Consider the following 16914-nt stretch of genomic DNA (forward strand, 5'->3'; position numbering starts at 1 on the left):
TGTAGCCGGCTGTGCTACACGGGGCTACCTTGGAAGGGTGAAGACGATTACCCAGCGGGAGTTCCGGAACAACTCCGCCGCGGTGATGGACGCCGTCGAGGCGGGGGAGACCTTCCACATCACCAGGAACGGGGTCGAGGTCGCCGAGCTGCGGCCGGTGTCGAGCCGGCGACGGCTCACGGCGGAGGAGCTGGTCGCGCGGCACGTGAAGCTGCCGCGCGTGGACTACCAGCAGATGCGCAAGGAGGCCGAGGAGGACTTCGGCCCCGAGGAGCTGGTGGGCGACGACGGCGACGACCCGTTCGAGCGCCGGCGTGGCTGAGCGCCGGCGGGCCTCCCGGCGCCGGCCCGCCGGGGTCCTCGACACGTGCGTCTACATCGACCTCGCGCTGCTCAGCCCGGCCGACCTGCCCGCCGTGCCGGAGCTCACCGCGATCACCTTCGCCGAACTCCAGCAGGGCGTGTCGATGGCCCGCGACCCGATCAGCCGGGCGGCCCGCCTGGAGGTGCTCGGCGCCGCGATGGCCGACTTCGACCCGCTGCCGTTCGACGCGGCCGCCGCCGCCCGCTACGGCACCCTCGTCACCCTCACCATCGCGGCCGGGCGCCAGCCCCGCCCGCGCCGGATCGACCTCATGATCGCCGCCGTCGCCTCCGCCCACGGCCTGCCGCTCTACACCCGCAACGTGGCCGACTTCCGCGGACTGGCGTCGGCGGTGGAGGTCATCGGCGTGTGACCGGCCGCGCCACCCATGCCGGTCCGACGCCCGAAGGCCGCCCGTTCGTACCGCGAGCGTGCTTGCAGGAGGCGGATCCATCGCCGCCGCCCCCCCGGCTCCGGTGCCGGGGGGCGGCGGCACGCGTACTCCGTACGCCCCCGACCGTCAGCCCAGGCGGACCGTCGTGCCCGTGGCGGCCGAGGTGCGGGCCGCTTCCAGGACGGTGAGCGTGGCGACCGCGTCGTGCGGGTCGACCGGGGCCGGGGTGCCGGGGTCGGCCAGGGCGGCGGCGATGCCCGCGTAGAAGGCCGGGTAGTCGCCCGGGTCGGTGGGGAGGGGGATCGGCGCCTCGTCGGTGCCGAGCGTGCCGTAGTGCGCGGGCTGGTCGGCGCCCCACGGACGGTCGCCGTCGGGGCGCAGGCCGGAGCGCAGGTCGGCCTCCTGCGGGTCCATGCCGGACTTGACGTACCCGGCGGCGTCGCCGAGCACCCGCAGCCGGGGCCCGAGCAGCGGGGTGAGGGCGCTCGTCCACAGGTGGGAGCGGGTGCCGGAGGCGTGGGTGAGGGCCAGGAACGCGTCGTCGTCCACGACCGCGCCGTCCCGCCGGACGTCGATCTCCGCGTACACCGTCTCGACCGGCCCGAACAGCGTCAGCGCCTGGTCGACCAGGTGGCTGCCCAGGTCGTACAGGGTGCCGCCGGCCTCGGCCGGGTCGGCGAGCTCGCGCCAGCCCGGCTTCGGCTTCGGCCGGAAGCGCTCGAACCGGGACTCGAACCGGTGCACCCGGCCCAGCGCGCCGCCCCGGACGAGGCGGGCGGCGGTCAGGAAGTCGCCGTCCCAGCGGCGGTTCTGGAAGACCGAGAGCAGGACGTTCCGCGACTCCGCCAGCCGGCACAGCTCCAGCGCCTCGGCGGCGGTGCCGGCCAGCGGCTTGTCGACGACGGTGGCCAGCCCGGCGCGCAGGGCGGCGCGGGCGAGCGGGGCGTGGGTGCGGTTGGGCGAGGCGATGACGACCAGGTCCAGCGCGTCCGGGTCGGCCAGCAGCTGCTCGGGCGTGTCGACCGCGCGGGCGCCGGGGTGTTCGCGCTGCAGCTGCGCGCGGCGCTCCGGGTTGGCGGTGACCACGGCGTCCAGCCGCAGGCCGGGGGTGGTCGCGATGAGCGGGGCGTGGAAGGCGGAACCGGCCAGGCCGTAGCCGATCAGGCCGACGCGGAACGGGCGGGGGGTCTCGTCGGGGCTCATGCGTCCACTCAATCACGGGCGGTCCGGCCGTCCCGTCCAGCCATGTCGCGGCTGCGGGGCGGTTCCGGTGAACGGACCGTGCTGCCGTCGTTCAGGCGTGCCGATTAGGCTGTGCCGCGTCAGGGCCTTCGCAAGACGTCGCAACACTTCGGGAGACACGCACGTGGCAGACCGCAAGCCCATCGAGTCCTGGCTGACCGACATGGACGGCGTCCTCATCCACGAGGGCACGCCGATCCCCGGCGCGGAGGAGTTCCTGCGCCGGCTCCGGGAGTCCGGCAAGCCGTTCCTGGTCCTCACCAACAACTCCATCTACACCCCGCGCGACCTCAGCGCCCGCCTGGCCGGCATGGGCCTTGAGGTCCCCGAGGAGTGCATCTGGACGTCGGCCCTGGCGACCGCCAAGTTCCTCAAGGGCCAGCGGCCCGGCGGCACCGCGTACGTGATCGGCGAGGCGGGTCTCACCACCGCGCTCTACCAGGCCGGTTACGTGCTGACCGACAACAACCCGGACTACGTCGTCCTCGGCGAGACCCGCACCTACAGCTTCGAGGCGCTGACCAAGGCGATCCGCCTGATCAACCAGGGCGCCCGGTTCATCTGCACCAACCCCGACGAGACCGGCCCGTCCACCGAGGGCGTGCTGCCGGCCACCGGCTCGGTCGCCGCGCTGATCACCAAGGCCACCGGCGTCGAGCCGTACTTCGTCGGCAAGCCCAACCCGCTGATGATGCGCGAGGCGCTGAACAGCGCCGGCGCCCACTCCGAGAGCGCCGTCATGATCGGCGACCGGATGGACACCGACATCGTCGCGGGCATGGAGGCCGGCATGGAGACGATCCTGGTGCTCACCGGCCTGACCGCCGCGGCCGACGTGGAGCGCTTCCCGTACCGGCCGACCCGCGTGGTCAAGTCGATCGCGGACCTGGTCGAGCTGATCTAGCGTCCTGATCCAGCTTTTGCGGTGCCGAATCGGGCTCCGTCTCCCGCCGCCAGCCGGAGACGGAGCCCTTTGCGTGCGCGGAACTCGTACGTGTGGGGAGGAACGGACGGATGGTCACCACGGGGGAGCCGGCGGCCGGGGAGAAGCGGGTCACCTGGGCCGAGCTCTACTTCGACCTGGTCTTCGTCTTCGCGGTCACGCAGGTCTCCGGCCTGCTGCACCACCACCACGACTGGCGGGGCGTCGCCGAGGCGCTCGTCGTGTTCGTGCCGGTGTACTGGTGCTGGGTCGGCACGACGGTGCAGGCCAACATCCGGGACGTGGACAACCTGCGGGACCGCGTCGGCATCCTGCTGGTCGGCCTGGCGGGCCTGTTCATGGCGCTCGCCGTGCCGGGCGCGTGGGGCGGGCGGGGCGTGCTGCTCGGCGCCGGGTACTGGCTCGCGCGGGTGGTGCTGGTCGTCCTGCTGATCCGCGTCCCGGGCGTCTGGCGCGGCCCGTACGGGGTCGGGGTGCTGGTCAGCGGGCCGCTGCTGGTGGTCGGCGGACTGCTGCCGGACGGGCCGCGGCTCGCGCTGTGGGCCGCGGCGGCGGCGTGCGACCTCGCCGCACCGGTGCTGTTCCGGCGGCGGCTCGCGGCGGTGGCGTACCACCCGTCGCACATGCCGGAACGGTTCGCGACCTTCCTGCTGGTCGCGCTCGGCGAGTCGATCGTCGGGATCGGCGCGACGGCCGCCCGGGCCCGGCTGGACGCGCCCGAACTCACCGCCGTCGCGGCCGCGTTCACCATCTCGGCGGGCCTGTGGTGGCAGTACTTCGTCTACGCGGCGGACGCCATGCGGCACGCCGTCGAGGTCACCGACTCGCGCCGGGACGTCGTCCGGCGGATCTTCCAGTACGGGCACCTGGCGCTCGTCGCCGGCGTGATCGGCGTCGCGGTCGGCTTCGGCGAGACGGTCGCGGACCCTTGGCGCGCGCTCGGTCCCGGTGCGGTGGCGCTGCTGTACGGCGGCTGCGGGCTGTACCTGCTGACCTTCGGCTACACCCGGTGGATGATGTTCCGCAAGGTGGCGACCACGCGCATCACCGCGGCGCTGCTGGTGCTGGGCCTGCTGCCCGCGATGATCAACCTGCCGGCGCTGGCGGTACTCGTGGCTCTGGCGGTGCTGCTGGTGGCGCTCAACGTGGTGGAACACCTCATCGTGGCGCGGGTCGCCACAGGGGAGCCAGGGGAGGCAGGGGAGGCAGGGGAGGCACCGGAAGCCTCACCGGCTGCCATCCCCACCCCCTCCTCGCCGTCCGCCCCCGCTGCTGCGGAGTGATGTGTCGCCGTTCTCGCCGTCATCTCCACCCCTTCCACACTCCCCGCCCCCGCTCCTGCGGAGCGAGCTGTCGGTGGGCCTGTGTAGCGTTCGGGGTGCAAGAGGGCGTGCGGCCGAACAGCCGCTGTGTGGGAGGTAGATGTCGTGACGGACACGGTCGAGGCGAGCACGGTCGAGGCCGGCGCGGGCGGTGGGCTGGAGCTGCCCGGGTCCTGGCGCGAGGTGCTGGGCGCCGAGACGGAGAAGCCGTACTTCGCCGAGCTGGCGGCCTTCGTGGCGGCCCAGCGGGCGGAGCACCAGGTGTTCCCGCCGAGCGGCCAGGAGTTCGCCGCGCTGGAGGCCACGCCGTACGAGAAGGTCCGGGTGCTCGTGCTCGGCCAGGACCCGTACCACGACGACGGCCAGGCCCACGGCATGAGCTTCTCGGTGCTGCCGGGCACCAGGACGCCGCCGTCGCTGCGCAACATCTTCAAGGAGATGGACGCCGACCTCGGCATCCCCGCTCCGGACAACGGCTACCTGATGCACTGGGCCGAGCAGGGCGTGCTGCTGCTCAACGCGGTGCTCACCGTCCGCGCGCACGAGGCCAACTCGCACAAGGCGAAGGGCTGGGAGAAGTTCACCGACGCCGTGATCAAGGCGGTGAGCGAGCGCGAGGAGCCGGTGGTCTTCGTGCTGTGGGGCAACTACGCGAAGAAGAAGCTGCCGCTGATCGACACCACCAAGCACGTGGTGGTGCAGGGCGCGCACCCGTCCCCGCTGTCCGCCAAGCTGTTCTTCGGCAGCCGCCCGTTCTCGCAGATCAACGCCGCGCTGGAAGGGTTCGGCGCCGACGCCATCGACTGGCGGATCCCGAACCTCAAGAAGGACTGACCCGCGGCGCACCGGCCGGCCGGTCAGTCGGTCGGTTGGTCTGCCGGTTGGTCGGTCAGTCTGCAGGTCGGACGGACGATCGGCCGGACGGACGGGCCCGACACCCCGTCCGTTCGTGTCCATCCGCCGTTCACCGCGGGTGGCCGCCGGGCTGCGGCCGGTGTGCTTAGCTGGTGCCCGACCGGGTCGCCGGACCCGGTCCGGGGAGGGGCGGCACGTGCGCCGGGTTGGGCGGATATCGGGTGTCCGGTGGGCCGTGGGGGCGGCCCTGACGGGACTGTTGGCGGCTACGGCGGGCTGTGGCGGATCGGGACCGGGGGGTGGTCCGACGCCCTCCGGGGCGCCACCGAACTCCGCCGCGCAGACGCCTGCGCCACCATCCCCACAGGCGGACGGGGGCCTCGCCCAACTGCCCAACCAGACCTTCTACGTCTCCGACCAGACCTCCGCCGCCCGCCAGTCGGCCGCCCTGCGCGGCCAGGGCCGGACGGCGGAGGCGGCCGACCTGCTGCGGATCGCGGCCCAGCCGTCCTCGCAGTGGCTCGGCGAGCAGAACGCCCCGAGCATCGCGGAGCAGGTGAGCCGCCGCGCGGCCGCGGTCGACCGGACGCCGGTCTTCGTCGCCTACGACATCCCGCACCGCGACTGCGGCCAGTACTCGGCCGGCGGCGCCGCCGACGCCGCGTCGTACCGGGCCTGGATCACCGGTGTCGCGGAGGCGCTGGGCGACCGCAAGGCCTGGGTGATCGTGGAGCCGGACGCCGTCGCCCACACCCTGGACGCGTGCGGGGTGAAGGGCGATCTCGCCGCCGAGCGGTACGGACTGCTGGCCTTCGCCGTCCAGGAGCTGAAGAAGCGTCCGCAGGTGCGGGTGTACCTGGACGCGGGCAACCCCGGCTGGTCGCAGGACCCGTCGGCGATGGCGGACGCGCTGCGCAAGTCCGGGGTCGCCGTCGCGGACGGCTTCGCCGTGAACGTCTCCAACTTCTACGGCACCGACGCCAACGCGGCGTACGGGGGACAGCTGTCGGCCGCGCTGGGCGGGAAGCACTTCGTCGTCGACACCAGCCGCAACGGCAACGGCCCGCTGGGCGGCGACTCCTGGTGCAACCCGCCGGGCCGCGCGCTCGGCGAGCCGCCGACGACCGACACCGGCCGGCCCGGGGTGGACGCCTACCTGTGGATCAAGAACCCGGGGGAGTCCGACGGCGAGTGCGGCCGGGGCGAGCCCCGGGCGGGCGAGTTCTGGCTGCCGTACGCGCTGGGGCTGGCGAGGGCGGCCCGCTGACCCGTCCGCGGGCCGTTGAGCTGTCCGCGGGCCGCCTCCCGGCGGTCCAGGAGGGTCAGCCCGTCACCTGGATCCAGCGCGCGACGGACGGGGTACCGGCGGAGTCCGTCAGGAACAGCATGTACCAGCCGGGCGGCAGCAGGTTGGGGTTGCCCGGCAGCGTGAGCGAGACGCCGTCCGCCGTGCGGCCGGTGATGTCCAGGGCCACCGACCGCTGTTCGACGTCCGTCACGTGGGTGACCGAACTCGGCCGGATCAGCTTGGCCGTGGTGACGGCGTCCGGGCGCGCCGCGCCGACGGTGACGGTGCTGCCGAGCCTGGCCCCCTCGGGCGCGGCGGTGACCTGCGGGCGGTCGCCGTGGTACAGGTACGGCGGGGTGTAGATCTCGATCCGCTGCTCGAAGCCGCCGGGCGTGGTGTTGGCGTCGTCGGCGAAGAGCGGGTTGGAGCCGAGCACGGCGACCCGGCCGTCGGGGAGCAGCAGCGCCTCGGAGTGGTAGTCGCGGCCGACGGTCGGTTCGGCGGCCTTGGTGAAGGTGTTGGTGCCGGGGTGGTAGACCTGCGCCTTGAGCAGGTCGCTGCCGCTCTTGCCGCGGTAGCCGCTGGAGCCGCCGGTGGTGAAGACGGTGTCGTCCGGCAGGATCACGCTGTTGAGGTACCGGGTGCCTCCGGCGGGCAGGTCGGGACCGGGGGTGAAGGCGGGCTTCGGCGCGGAGAGGTCGGCGATGTCCGTGCGGGCGCTGGACAGCGGCGACTCGCCGACGCCCCCGCCGCCGAGCACCATCACCTTCTGCGCCTGCGCGGGCGGCAGCAGCACCGAGGACGAGGTCTCGGTGAGGCCGGGGTCGCGCAGGCCCGGGACGGGCTGGAAGCCGTTGTTCGTCAGGTCCCACAGGCCCGGCTCGCGGCCCTTGTCGGCGGGGCCGTAGCCGGCGTTGGAACCGGAGTAGAAGAGCTTGCCGGAGGTGGTCAGGAAGAGCGACGGGTAGGTGGGGAAGTAGCGGTCGGGGGCCTTGGCCCAGGTCTTGGACCTGGGGTCGTAGACCTCGTTGTCGTTGCCGTTGAGGATCTGTCCGGTGTCGTCGAGGCCGGACACCGTGACCACCCGGCCGTCGCCGAGCCCGGTGAGCGTCGGGTACCACCGGGCGTGGGTCATGTCGGTGACCTGCTCGTACAGTTCGGTGTCCGGGTTGAACTCGAACGCCGCGCGGATGCCCTGGTATTCCTGCTTCTCCAAAGTCATCTTGTCGTTCATGCCGTACAGGTTGTGGGCGTCCACGCCGCTCAGGCCCTTGATCCGGTACTGCGCACGGGCGTCGGTGAGGTAGTCCTTGCCCTCCCCGACGGCCTCGACGAACACGTGCTGCTCGCTGGCCGTCACGACGGTTCCGGTGCCCGAGCCGGTCTTCACCGCGGCCGGGACGGTCACGTCGGCGGTGGAGGCGTACTCGCGGCCGTTCGGGGCGACGAAGACGGTGCCCTTGGGGAACGTCCGGGCGCGTTCGGGGCTCTCGTTGCGCACGCGCATGGTGCCCGCGGCCTTCTTCACGGCGCCGTCCAGCTTCTCGTACCGCTGGGTGCCGCCGGCGACCAGCACCCGGCCGTCGGGCAGCGAGGTGTGGCCGCCGCAGAACATGTCGTCCGGGGTCGGGACGAGCTTGTAGGTGTTCTTCGCCGGGTCCCAGAGGAGGCTCTTGAACGTGCCCGCGCCGAAGGCCTTCTCGTCGTTGCCGGAGCCGGCCACGACCAGGACCTTGCCGGTGCGCAGGAGCGTGGCGTGGACGGCGTTGACCCGGAACTCGGCGGGCAGCGTGAGGGTCTGCCAGTGGCCGTACTCCGCCTTGTACTCGGGGCGGTTGATCACGTACTGGTGGTACTGGTCGGAGGCGAAGCCGAGGACGGCGGGCGCGTTCATCCCGGCCACGGTCAGGGCGACCGTGCTGCCGAGGGCGAAGCGCCTGGTCCGTCCGGCGTTGTGGATCTTCACGGTGATCGGTCCCCTCGTGGGCCGGTTCGACGGGTGGCTGTTCGGCAAGTGGCTGCTCGGTGGGTGGCTGTTCGGTGGGTGGCTGTTCGGTGGGTGATCGCGGTGAACGCCCGATGGGCAGCCGCTCGGCGGGCATTCGCTCAGCGGGTGGAGGAGGGCTCGGCCTGCCGGGGCTGCGGCGGCCTCCGGAGTTCCAGCGTGGGCTGGTCGAGGCCCGAGTGGTCCCGCGACTCCCGGTCGAGTGCGGCGGGGTCGAGTGCGGCGGGGTCGAGGAGGACCGGCCGGCGCAGCTGGACGGTGGGCTGGTCCACCCGGACGGCGGTGGCCGAGGGGCCGCCCCCGGTCACGGTGAGCGTGGCCGTGGGCCTGGCCCGCCGGCGCCGGACGGTGTCCGCGGCGGTCACCAGCAGGGGCAGCAGCGTCAGGACGAGGGCGATGAACGCCCAGGTGCGCATGGCCGCGTGGTCGTGGCCGGTGAAGAAGGACGCGACGATCGCGGCCCCGAACACGACCGTCCAGAACAGGTGCAGCCGGAACGTGGAGAACCGGTCGGGGCTGGCCGAGCCGCCCTTCGGTGTGACGACGAAGCGGCTGCGCAGCCGCAGCGCGGCCTGCACCAGGGCGGCCGCGTAGACCGGCCCGGAGAGCGCCGACATCACCATGCCCGCGACCCCGGAGGAGCCGGCCGGCTCGTGCGGGCTCACGTTGTGCTTGCGGTTCCAGGTGTAGAGCAGGAGCTGGAGCGCGGCGGCGTCGCTGTAGAGCATCATCCAGATCTCCGAGGAGACGTGGACGCCGGACGCCCCGAAGACGAGGTAGAGCACACTGGAGACCGCCCCGAGGAGCCAGGTCAGCGCGGCCATCGGGTAGAAGCAGACCATCAGCGAGTAGTTGAGCAGCCGCCCGGGGGAGAGCTTCCACATCACCCGCCAGTACTGGGTGAGGAGGGTCTCGTACGTGCCGCGGCTCCAGCGCAGTTGCTGGGAGAAGAAGTCGGTCCAGGAGGACGGGCCCTCGCCGACCGCCAGGACGTCCGGGGTGTAGACGGACTTCCAGCGGGCACCGGTCCGGGGGTTGCGGCTCCGGTGGAACTCCAGACCGGTCGCCATGTCCTCCGTGATGGAGTCGTACAACCCGCCGATCGACTGGAGCGCGCCGATTCGCACGGCGTTGTTCGTGCCGACGAACATCGGCGCCCCGTAGCGGTTTCCGGCGCGCTGAATCAGCGCGTGGAAGAGGTACTGCTGGCTCTCGGAGAATTTGGTGACCGCCGAGCCCGAGCTGCGGTAGTTCCCGTACACCTGGGGGCCGACGACGAATGCCACGTCGGGGTCGCGGAAGTAGCCGAGCATGCGCTCGCAGAAGTCCGGCAGCGGGACGTGGTCGGTGTCGACCGACACCCAGAAGTCGTAGTCGTCGCCGTGCGCCTGGAGCCAGGCGTTGTAGTTGCCGTGCTTGGTCTTGGCGCGGAACCTGCCCTCGGGCCGGTTCCAGTGCGGCCGGCCGAAGCGGCTGAAGTGGCGGACGCCCAGCTCGGCGCAGAGCGCGCGCATCGCAGGATCGTTTCCCTCGTCCAACAGCCAGACGTCGTAGGGGCCTTCGTGCCGCACGGCGAGCGCGGCGGTGAGCGTGGCCCGGACCATCTCCGCGGGCTCCTTGCCCGGCACGCAGGTGGTGAGGAAGGCGACCCTGGTGCCGCGCTCGGGCGTGACCGGGACGGGATCGCGGGCGACGAGGGTGGCGTGGGCGTTGGAGACCACGTTGACCAGCCGGAACACCTCGACGACGGCGATGATCCCGATCATCACCTTGTCGGCGGTGAGCAGCCACGCGTCCGTCTCGCCGGGGCGCTCGGGCCAGTGTTCGGGCAGTAACAGCCAGACCAGCAGCACCGCTTCCACGAGCGGGGCGGCCATCAGCAGCAGGGCGGCGCGGATCCGGTGCGGCTCGCGGCGCAGCAGGCTGCGGTACTGGACGCGGTAGGGCGCGGATCCGGTGCCGGGCTCGGCTTCCGTTTCCGCGTCGGTGCCGGTACCGGTGTCGGTGCGGGCGCCGTCGTCGGGGTGTATTCGGGTGTCGGTCCAGTTGTCGGCCCAGGCGTCGGTCCAGGCGTCGGTCCGGTAGACCCCGTCGCCGGGGTCGAGGGCCGGCCCGGCGAGTCGGCTGAAGTGGGCGTAGTCGTACGGGGCTTCGGGGGCCGGTACGTCGGCCAAGGCGTCGTCGATCCGTGTACTGCCGCCGCCGTCGGCCGTCTCGGCGTCTTTCCGCCGCGAGAACGGCAAGGTCATGGTTGCTCCCCCCGGAGTCGTGCGTCGACTGGCTGCGCCGCCGCTTCGGAGCCGCCCGGGGCAGAACACTGCCCGGTGAACTGCGGTGGGTCGGGCAGTTTCCGGGCTATTCGTCACATAAACCGTGAGCAATCAATTCTATTGTGTGACTACATGGCGTGTAACTGCGCGACCGGCTTCGAATGCGGGATCCCGGACCACTTCCCGGTTTCCCCTCCGGGTGTGCGGGATCCTTGGCGTGCTCAACTCTCCCGGAGGGTCGCGGTGATCGCAACCGATCTGAGAGATGATCAGTGCGCAAGCGTGAAGATACTACGGTTCCAAGCCAAACCGGAGTGCCGAAGTGATATTGGCGCGGATTGGACGCGTCCGGCGCATCGGGGCCCGCTCCGGTCGAATGAGCGGGCGGAGAGCGGACTTCGCGCCGAGGCCCTCTCTTCGCCATCTCCGTTTCTCGACAAGTAACTTGACGCTACGTCAGCAATGGGGCTCCGGTCGCTGCGCGCACCTCTTCGAGGGTTCTGCCGGGTGCCGTCTCCACGAGGAGCAGCCCGGCCGGCGTCACGTCCACGACCGCCAGGTCGGTGACGATCCGGTCCACGACCCGCCGTCCGGTGGCGGGGAGCGTGAGCTCCTCGACGATCTTCGGCGAGCCGTCCCTGGCCGTGTGTTCCATGACGACGATCAGCCGCCGGGCGCCGTGCACGAGGTCCATCGCGCCGCCCATGCCCTTGACCGTCTTCCCGGGGATCATCCAGTTGGCGAGGTCGCCGGCCGCCGACACCTGCATCGCGCCGAGCACCGAGACGTCGATCCGGCCGGCCCGGACCATGCCGAAGGAGACGGCCGAATCGAAGTACGAGGCGCCCGCCGCGACGGTCACGGTCTCCTTGCCCGCGTTGATCAGGTCGGCGTGCTCGGCGCCGTCGGCCGGGTACGGGCCCACGCCCAGGACGCCGTTCTCCGAGTGCAGCACCACCTCCACGCCCGGCGGGAGATGGTCGGGGATCAGGGTGGGCAGGCCGATGCCCAGGTTCACGTACTCCCCGTCGCGCAACTCCCTCGCGGCGCGCGCGGCGAGGGCGTTCCGGGGGTCGGGTGCCTTGCGGGGGTTGGATGCCTTGCGGGGGTTGGATGCCTTCCGGGGGTTGGATGCCTTCCGGGGGTCGAGTGCCTTGCGGGGGTCGAACGGTGTCGCGGCGGTCATCGGCTCAGGCCTGCTCTCGTGTGGCGGTGGGGGTCGGGGCGGTGGGGGTGCCGGGAGTCGCTGGCGTTGCGCGGACCGTGCGGCGCTCGATCCGCCGGTCGGTGGGGTCCGCGGCCACGACCCGGTCGACGTACACGCCGGGGAGGTGCACGGCGTCCGGATCCAGCGCTCCCGGTTCGACGATCCGGTCGGCCTCGACCACGGTGATCCGGGCCGCCGCCGCGCAGAGCGGATTGAAGTTGCGGGCGGCCGCGTGGAAGACGCAGTTGCCGTGCCGGTCCGCCGCCTCGGCCCGGACGAGCGCGAAGTCGGCCGTGATCGCCTCCTCCAGGAGGTGGCGCCGGCCGCCGAACTCCCGGACCTCCTTGGCCGGCGAGGCGAGCGCCACCGTTCCGTCCGCCGCGTACCGCAAGGGGAGCCCGCCCTCCTCGACCTGGGTGCCGACGCCCGCCGGGGTGTAGAACGCCGGGATGCCCGCCCCGCCGGCCCGCAGCCGCTCGGCCAGCGTGCCCTGCGGCGTCAGCTCCACCTCCAGTTCGCCCGAGAGGTACTGCCGGGCGAACTCCTTGTTCTCGCCGACGTAGGAGGACGTCATCCGGGCGATCCGGCCCGCCCGCAGCAGCAGGCCCAGCCCCCAGTTGTCCACCCCGCAGTTGTTGGAGACCACGCGCAGCCCGGTGGCCCCGGCGTGCACCAGGGCGCCGATCAGCGTGCTGGGGATGCCGCAGAGGCCGAAGCCGCCGACGGCCAGCACGGCGCCGTCGGGGATGTCCCGGACCGCGTCGGCAGGGGAGTCCATGACCTTGTCCAAAGGAGCACCTCGTGAGGGGAGTTGTGGGCGGACGAGTCGCGAGCAGGGAACGCCGGTCCTTCCACGGTGTCCGGCCCCGCGCCGTCGCGGCCATGGCTGCTGCCGCCATGGCCGGCTGCGGATCCGTGTCGGGAGGGCACACCGTGGCAAGTGCGTGGCGCCCGCGCCGCCTCCGGGGCCCGACGGTATGGCGGTCGCAGCCACACCACGACCGGCTGATGCGTCGTCCGGGCACATGTCGCCGGTCTCACCGCACACCTACGGTTCCGGCATCCACCCGCCGCACCCCCAGGAGTCGGTCACCATGCGCAGCTCGACAGCCCCCACCAGGACCGCGGCCCGTCGGGCCCCGACCGGCGGACCGGGGCGGCGGCTCGCCGCGCTCGCGGCTTGCGTCCTGCTCGCCGCGGGCTGCGCCAAGGCCGGCACCGCCGGGACGGGCGCGGCGGACGGCGGCGGCGTGAAGAGCCCGGTCAAGGTCGGCCTGGTGTACTCCAGGACCGGCCCGCTGGCCGCCTACGGAAAGCAGTACGTGGAGGGCTTCAAGGCGGGTCTGGACTACGCGACCAAGGGCACCGGCGCGGTCGACGGACACCGGATCGAGGTCGAGGAGCAGGACGACGCGGGCGACCCGGCCAAGGCGGTGTCCGCCGCCAAGGACCTGATCGGCAAGGGGCACAAGATCCTCGCGGGCTCCACCGCCTCGGGCGTCGCCCTCCAGGTCGGCCCGATCGCCGCCCAGAACAAGGTGCTCTTCATCAGCGGCCCGGCCGCCGCCGACAAGATCACCGGCCTGAACCGGTACACCTTCCGCTCCGGCCGCCAGTCCTACCAGGACATCCGCACCGCCGCCTCGTTCATCGGCGATGCCAAGGGCAGGAAGGTGACGGTGCTCGCCCAGGACAACGCCTTCGGCCAGGCCAACGTGGCCGCCGTCAAGGACGTACTGGGCGCCCAGGGCGCGACGGTCGAGCAGGTGCTCGCCCCGCCGAGCGCCACCGACCTCACCCCCTTCGCCACCCAGGCCAGGAACGCCAGGCCCGATCTGCTCTTCGTCGCCTGGGCCGGCGACACCGCGTCGGCCCTGTGGACGGCGCTCAGCCAGCAGGACGTGTTCTCCGGCACCAAGGTCGTCACCGGCCTCGACCTGGCGGCCTCCTACCCGCTGTTCGGTCCGGCCGGCGAACGGATCTCCTTTCTGAACCACTACTTCGCCGGCGCCGCCGGAACCCCGGTGGAGAAGGCCATGACGGACGCCGTGACCGCCGCCGGGGGCAAGACCGACATCTTCACCCCCGACGGCTTCACCGCCGCGCAGATGATCGTGCACGCCGTCGAGGCCGTCCACGGCTCCGCCGAGGACACTTCGGCCCTGGTGAAGGCCCTGGAGGGCTGGAGCTTCGACGGGGTCAAGGGCCGGACCACCGTCCGCGCCGAGGACCACGCCCTGCTCCAGCCGATGTTCCAGGTCCGGCTGACCGGCACCGGCGCCGATGCCAGGCCCTCCGTGGCGAAGGCCCTCACCGCGGACGAGGTCGTGCCCCCGGTCGCCCCGATGGCGGGCTGATCCGATGCCCGCTCCGACTCTGCCCACTCCCTCCCCGCCCGTGACCACCTCCGTTCTGAGTCTGGACGGACTCGGCTGGTCCGTCCGCGGCGTCCCGATCGTCGAGGACGTCTCCTTCTCCGTAGCCGAAGGCGAGTTCATCGCCTTCATCGGCCCCAACGGGGCCGGCAAGACCTCCCTGTTCAACCTGATCACCGGCATCTACCCGGCGGCCCGCGGCCGCCTTCGCCTCGACGGCGCCGACATCACCGCCGAGCCCGTCCACGCCCGCGCCCGCCGCGGACTCGGCCGGACCTTCCAGACCTCCTCCCTCTGGCCGGGCACGACCGTCGCAGACCACGTCCGTCTCGCCGCCCAGGCGTCCGCCGGGCCGGGCGCCTCGTACCGGCTCTGGCGCCGCGCCGACCGCTTCGCCGACCAGGTGGCCGAGACCCTCCGCCGCACCGAACTCGCCCACCGGGCCGACACCGTGGCGAGCACGCTCTCCCACGGCGAGAAGCGCAAGCTCGAACTGGCCGTCCTGCTGGTCTCCGACCCCCGGCTCATCCTGCTGGACGAGCCGATGGCCGGGGTGAGCGCCGAGGAGGTGCCCGCCCTCACCGCCCTGATCCGCTCGGTGCACCGGGACCTCGGCCGGACTGTCCTGATGGTCGAGCACCACATGGACGTCCTGCTCGGCCTCGCCGACCGCCTCGCGGTGATGCACCACGGCACTCTGCTCGCCCTGGGCACCCCGGAGGCCGTGATGGCCGATCCCACCGTCCAACAGGCCTACCTGGGCGAGGCGTTGTGACCGACTTTCCTCCTCTCCTCTCCGTTCGCGATCTGCGCGTGGTCGTCAACGGGCTGCACATCCTGCACGGCGTCGACCTGGACGTCGCCCCGGCCGGGGTCACCGCGCTCCTCGGCCGCAACGGCGCGGGCAAGACCACCACCGTCAGGGCCGTCATGGGCCTGGTGCCCCGAACGGGCAGCATCCTCTTCGCCGATACGGAGATCTCCTCTCTTCCGACTCATCTGGTGGTTCGCCACGGCATCGGCTACGCCCCCGAGGACCGGGGGATCTTCGCCGGCCTGACGATCGCCGAGAACCTCCGTCTCGCCGAGCGCGGCGCTCCCGGCGGCGAACCGGACTACGCCCTCGTCCACGAACTCTTCCCCGAACTGAGGAAGCGGTCCGCACAGTTGGCGGGCACCCTCTCCGGCGGCCAGCAGCAGATGGTGGCGATCGCCCGGACGCTGCTCAACCGCAACCGGCTGATCATCGCCGACGAGCCGACCAAGGGCCTGGCCCCGAAGGTCGTCGCCGAGGTGGCCGACGTGCTGGCCCGCGCGGCCGAGGCCGTGCCCGTCCTCCTGGTCGAGCAGAACCTCGCCCTCGTGCGCCGGCTCGCCGGTACCTGCGTCGTCCTGGCCGACGGCCGTACCGCCCACCAGGGCGACACCGTCGCGCTGGTGGCCGACGAGGAGGCCGCCCGTCGCCTGCTCGGCGTCGGCACCCGCCGGTCGGTCGCGGCGGCCACGGCCTCGGCGGCCATGCCCGCGGCTGCCGCGCCGGCGGCGGCCCCGCCCTTGGGAGCTCCGAGCGTCTCCGCCGTCACCACGGAGGTGAAGCCCTGATGGACACCATCGTTCTCCTCTCCTGCACTGGACTCGGTCTCGGTGCGCTGTACTTCCTGATCGCCTCCGGTCTGTCGCTGATCTTCGGTTTGATGGACGTGCTCAACTTCGCGCACGGCGCCCTGCTCTCGATCGGCGCCTATGCCACCTGGTGGGCCGGCACCGAGGCCGGTCTCTCCTTCTGGCTCGCCGTGCCCTTCGGCACCCTCGTCGGGACGGCCACGGCCGTCCTGCTGGAGCTCTCCCTGATCCGGCCGCTCTACAGCCGGCCGCGCGACCAGATCCTCGCCACCGTCGGGGTCGGGCTCGCCGTTCCCGCCCTGCTGATGGGGGTGTGGGGCGCGGACGCCCGCCCCTTCCCCCAGCCCGCCGCCCTCGCCGGCACCTGGCACGTGCTCGGCGCGACCGTCCCGGTCAACCGCTTCGTGCTCGTGGCCGCCGCCGCGGTGCTGTTGCTCACTCTTCGGTTGTTCCTCGCCCGCACCCGCTACGGGCTGATCGTCCGGGCCGGCGTCGAGGACCGGGCGATGGTCACGGCGCTCGGCATCGACGTCCGTCGGGCCTTCACCCTCGTCTTCGCCATCGGCGGGGCCGCCGCCGCGCTCGGCGGGGCCCTCGGCGGCCTCTACTTCGGTTCGGTCACCCCCGGCCAGGGGACCGGCCTGCTCGTCTTCGCGTTCGTCGTCGTCGTGATGGGCGGCCTGGGCTCGGTCACCGGCGCCGCCGTCGCCTCGGCCGGCGTCGGTCTCGTCCAGCAGTTCGCCAACTACTACACCGGGGCGGGGCTCGGCGACCTCTCCGTCGTCGTCCTGCTCGCCGTCCTGCTTCTCGTCCGACCCCGTGGACTCACCGGGAGGCTCGCGTGAGCGCCGAAACACCGATCACGAGCACCGGTGGCATGACGGCCGACCGAACCGCCGCCACCCTGGCAGGGGGGACTGACACCAGCCCTGCCGGGACCACCATGTCAGCAGAGGGGACTGACACCAGCTCCGCCGACACCGACACTGTGGCAGGGGGGACTGACACCGGCCCTGCCGTGACCAC

The 16914-nt window shown here is 72.5% G+C and carries 14 protein-coding genes and 1 pseudogene; 10 read left to right on the plus strand and 5 right to left on the minus strand.

The window, feature by feature from the left end; genetic code table 11:
- The first annotated feature begins 37 nt into the window (after positions 1–37).
- Positions 38–322 (plus strand): type II toxin-antitoxin system Phd/YefM family antitoxin, encoded by a 285-nt coding sequence (locus ACFV4G_RS00455; RefSeq protein ID WP_380435183.1) that lies wholly within the window; start codon positions 38–40, stop codon positions 320–322.
- The gene (locus ACFV4G_RS00460) at positions 315–737 is read left to right on the plus strand and encodes a type II toxin-antitoxin system VapC family toxin (protein ID WP_359960592.1); all 423 of its coding nucleotides are present in this window, start codon (positions 315–317) and stop codon (positions 735–737) included. The genes ACFV4G_RS00455 and ACFV4G_RS00460 overlap by 8 nt, the downstream gene beginning before the upstream one ends.
- Before the next feature lie 147 nt (positions 738–884).
- Here the strand turns inward: ACFV4G_RS00460 and ACFV4G_RS00465 are convergent, their stop codons facing one another.
- Positions 885–1961 (minus strand): Gfo/Idh/MocA family oxidoreductase, encoded by a 1077-nt coding sequence (locus ACFV4G_RS00465; RefSeq protein ID WP_380435184.1) that lies wholly within the window; start codon positions 1959–1961, stop codon positions 885–887.
- Positions 1962–2124: 163 nt separating this feature from the next.
- On the opposite strand from ACFV4G_RS00465, the gene ACFV4G_RS00470 reads away from it, so the two are divergent.
- The 4 genes from ACFV4G_RS00470 (at position 2125) to ACFV4G_RS00485 (ending at position 6387) form a co-directional block, all read left to right on the plus strand.
- Positions 2125–2904, plus strand: a complete 780-nt coding sequence (locus ACFV4G_RS00470; RefSeq protein WP_380435185.1) for an HAD-IIA family hydrolase — start codon at positions 2125–2127, stop codon at positions 2902–2904.
- A 110-nt stretch (positions 2905–3014) separates the two neighbouring features.
- Positions 3015–4226, plus strand: a complete 1212-nt coding sequence (locus ACFV4G_RS00475) for a low temperature requirement protein A (protein WP_380435186.1) — start codon at positions 3015–3017, stop codon at positions 4224–4226.
- Between the two features lie 144 nt (positions 4227–4370).
- Entirely contained in the window at positions 4371–5099 is a 729-nt protein-coding gene (locus ACFV4G_RS00480) for a uracil-DNA glycosylase (protein ID WP_380435187.1), read from the plus strand.
- Positions 5100–5379: 280 nt separating this feature from the next.
- A complete protein-coding gene (locus tag ACFV4G_RS00485; RefSeq protein ID WP_380435188.1) occupies positions 5380–6387 on the plus strand; it encodes a glycoside hydrolase family 6 protein in 1008 nt (335 codons plus the stop codon).
- A gap of 55 nt (positions 6388–6442) precedes the next feature.
- Here ACFV4G_RS00485 and ACFV4G_RS00490 read toward each other — a convergent pair whose 3' ends face one another.
- From ACFV4G_RS00490 to ACFV4G_RS00505, 4 genes and pseudogenes are all read right to left on the minus strand, one after another.
- Complete coding sequence (locus tag ACFV4G_RS00490) at positions 6443–8302, minus strand: galactose oxidase-like domain-containing protein (RefSeq protein ID WP_380435297.1); 1860 nt, start codon at positions 8300–8302, stop codon at positions 6443–6445.
- Between the two features lie 212 nt (positions 8303–8514).
- Positions 8515–10662: a glycosyltransferase family 2 protein gene (locus tag ACFV4G_RS00495; RefSeq protein ID WP_380435189.1), complete on the minus strand. Its 2148-nt coding sequence runs from the start codon at positions 10660–10662 to the stop codon at positions 8515–8517.
- Positions 10663–11134: 472 nt separating this feature from the next.
- Positions 11135–11752 (minus strand): annotated as a pseudogene (locus ACFV4G_RS00500) (3-oxoacid CoA-transferase subunit B); the annotation flags it as partial.
- A gap of 121 nt (positions 11753–11873) precedes the next feature.
- Entirely contained in the window at positions 11874–12668 is a 795-nt protein-coding gene (locus tag ACFV4G_RS00505) for a CoA transferase subunit A (RefSeq protein WP_380435190.1), read from the minus strand.
- 316 nt (positions 12669–12984) lie between these two features.
- Here ACFV4G_RS00505 and ACFV4G_RS00510 point away from each other — a divergent pair, with 316 nt between their 5' ends.
- Genes ACFV4G_RS00510 through ACFV4G_RS00525 form a run of 4 tightly spaced genes read left to right on the plus strand, consistent with a single transcriptional unit; the run spans position 12985 to position 16733 of the window.
- Complete coding sequence (locus ACFV4G_RS00510) at positions 12985–14247, plus strand: substrate-binding domain-containing protein (protein WP_380435191.1); 1263 nt, start codon at positions 12985–12987, stop codon at positions 14245–14247.
- A gap of 4 nt (positions 14248–14251) precedes the next feature.
- Positions 14252–15040, plus strand: a complete 789-nt coding sequence (locus ACFV4G_RS00515; RefSeq protein WP_380435192.1) for an ABC transporter ATP-binding protein — start codon at positions 14252–14254, stop codon at positions 15038–15040.
- Between the two features lie 38 nt (positions 15041–15078).
- Positions 15079–15867: an ABC transporter ATP-binding protein gene (locus tag ACFV4G_RS00520; RefSeq protein ID WP_380435193.1), complete on the plus strand. Its 789-nt coding sequence runs from the start codon at positions 15079–15081 to the stop codon at positions 15865–15867.
- A complete protein-coding gene (locus ACFV4G_RS00525; protein ID WP_380435194.1) occupies positions 15867–16733 on the plus strand; it encodes a branched-chain amino acid ABC transporter permease in 867 nt (288 codons plus the stop codon). Before ACFV4G_RS00520 ends, ACFV4G_RS00525 begins: the two co-directional genes overlap by 1 nt.
- Positions 16734–16914 lie beyond the last annotated feature (181 nt).

Source organism: Kitasatospora sp. NPDC059747 (assembly GCF_042732955.1).
Taxonomy (GTDB): Bacteria; Actinomycetota; Actinomycetes; order Streptomycetales; family Streptomycetaceae; genus Kitasatospora.

What these genes read in the sequence shown, in the direction of transcription:
- ACFV4G_RS00465 (WP_380435184.1), bottom strand. Translation starts at nt 1,961, where the DNA reads ATGAGCCCCGACGAGACCCCCCGCCCGTTCCGCGTCGGCCTGATCGGC.
- ACFV4G_RS00475 (WP_380435186.1), top strand. Translation starts at nt 3,015, where the DNA reads ATGGTCACCACGGGGGAGCCGGCGGCCGGGGAGAAGCGGGTCACCTGG.
- ACFV4G_RS00490 (WP_380435297.1), bottom strand. Translation starts at nt 8,302, where the DNA reads ATGAACGCGCCCGCCGTCCTCGGCTTCGCCTCCGACCAGTACCACCAG.
- ACFV4G_RS00495 (WP_380435189.1), bottom strand. Translation starts at nt 10,662, where the DNA reads ATGACCTTGCCGTTCTCGCGGCGGAAAGACGCCGAGACGGCCGACGGC.
- ACFV4G_RS00505 (WP_380435190.1), bottom strand. Translation starts at nt 12,668, where the DNA reads ATGGACTCCCCTGCCGACGCGGTCCGGGACATCCCCGACGGCGCCGTG.
- ACFV4G_RS00510 (WP_380435191.1), top strand. Translation starts at nt 12,985, where the DNA reads ATGCGCAGCTCGACAGCCCCCACCAGGACCGCGGCCCGTCGGGCCCCG.
- ACFV4G_RS00515 (WP_380435192.1), top strand. Translation starts at nt 14,252, where the DNA reads ATGCCCGCTCCGACTCTGCCCACTCCCTCCCCGCCCGTGACCACCTCC.
- ACFV4G_RS00525 (WP_380435194.1), top strand. Translation starts at nt 15,867, where the DNA reads ATGGACACCATCGTTCTCCTCTCCTGCACTGGACTCGGTCTCGGTGCG.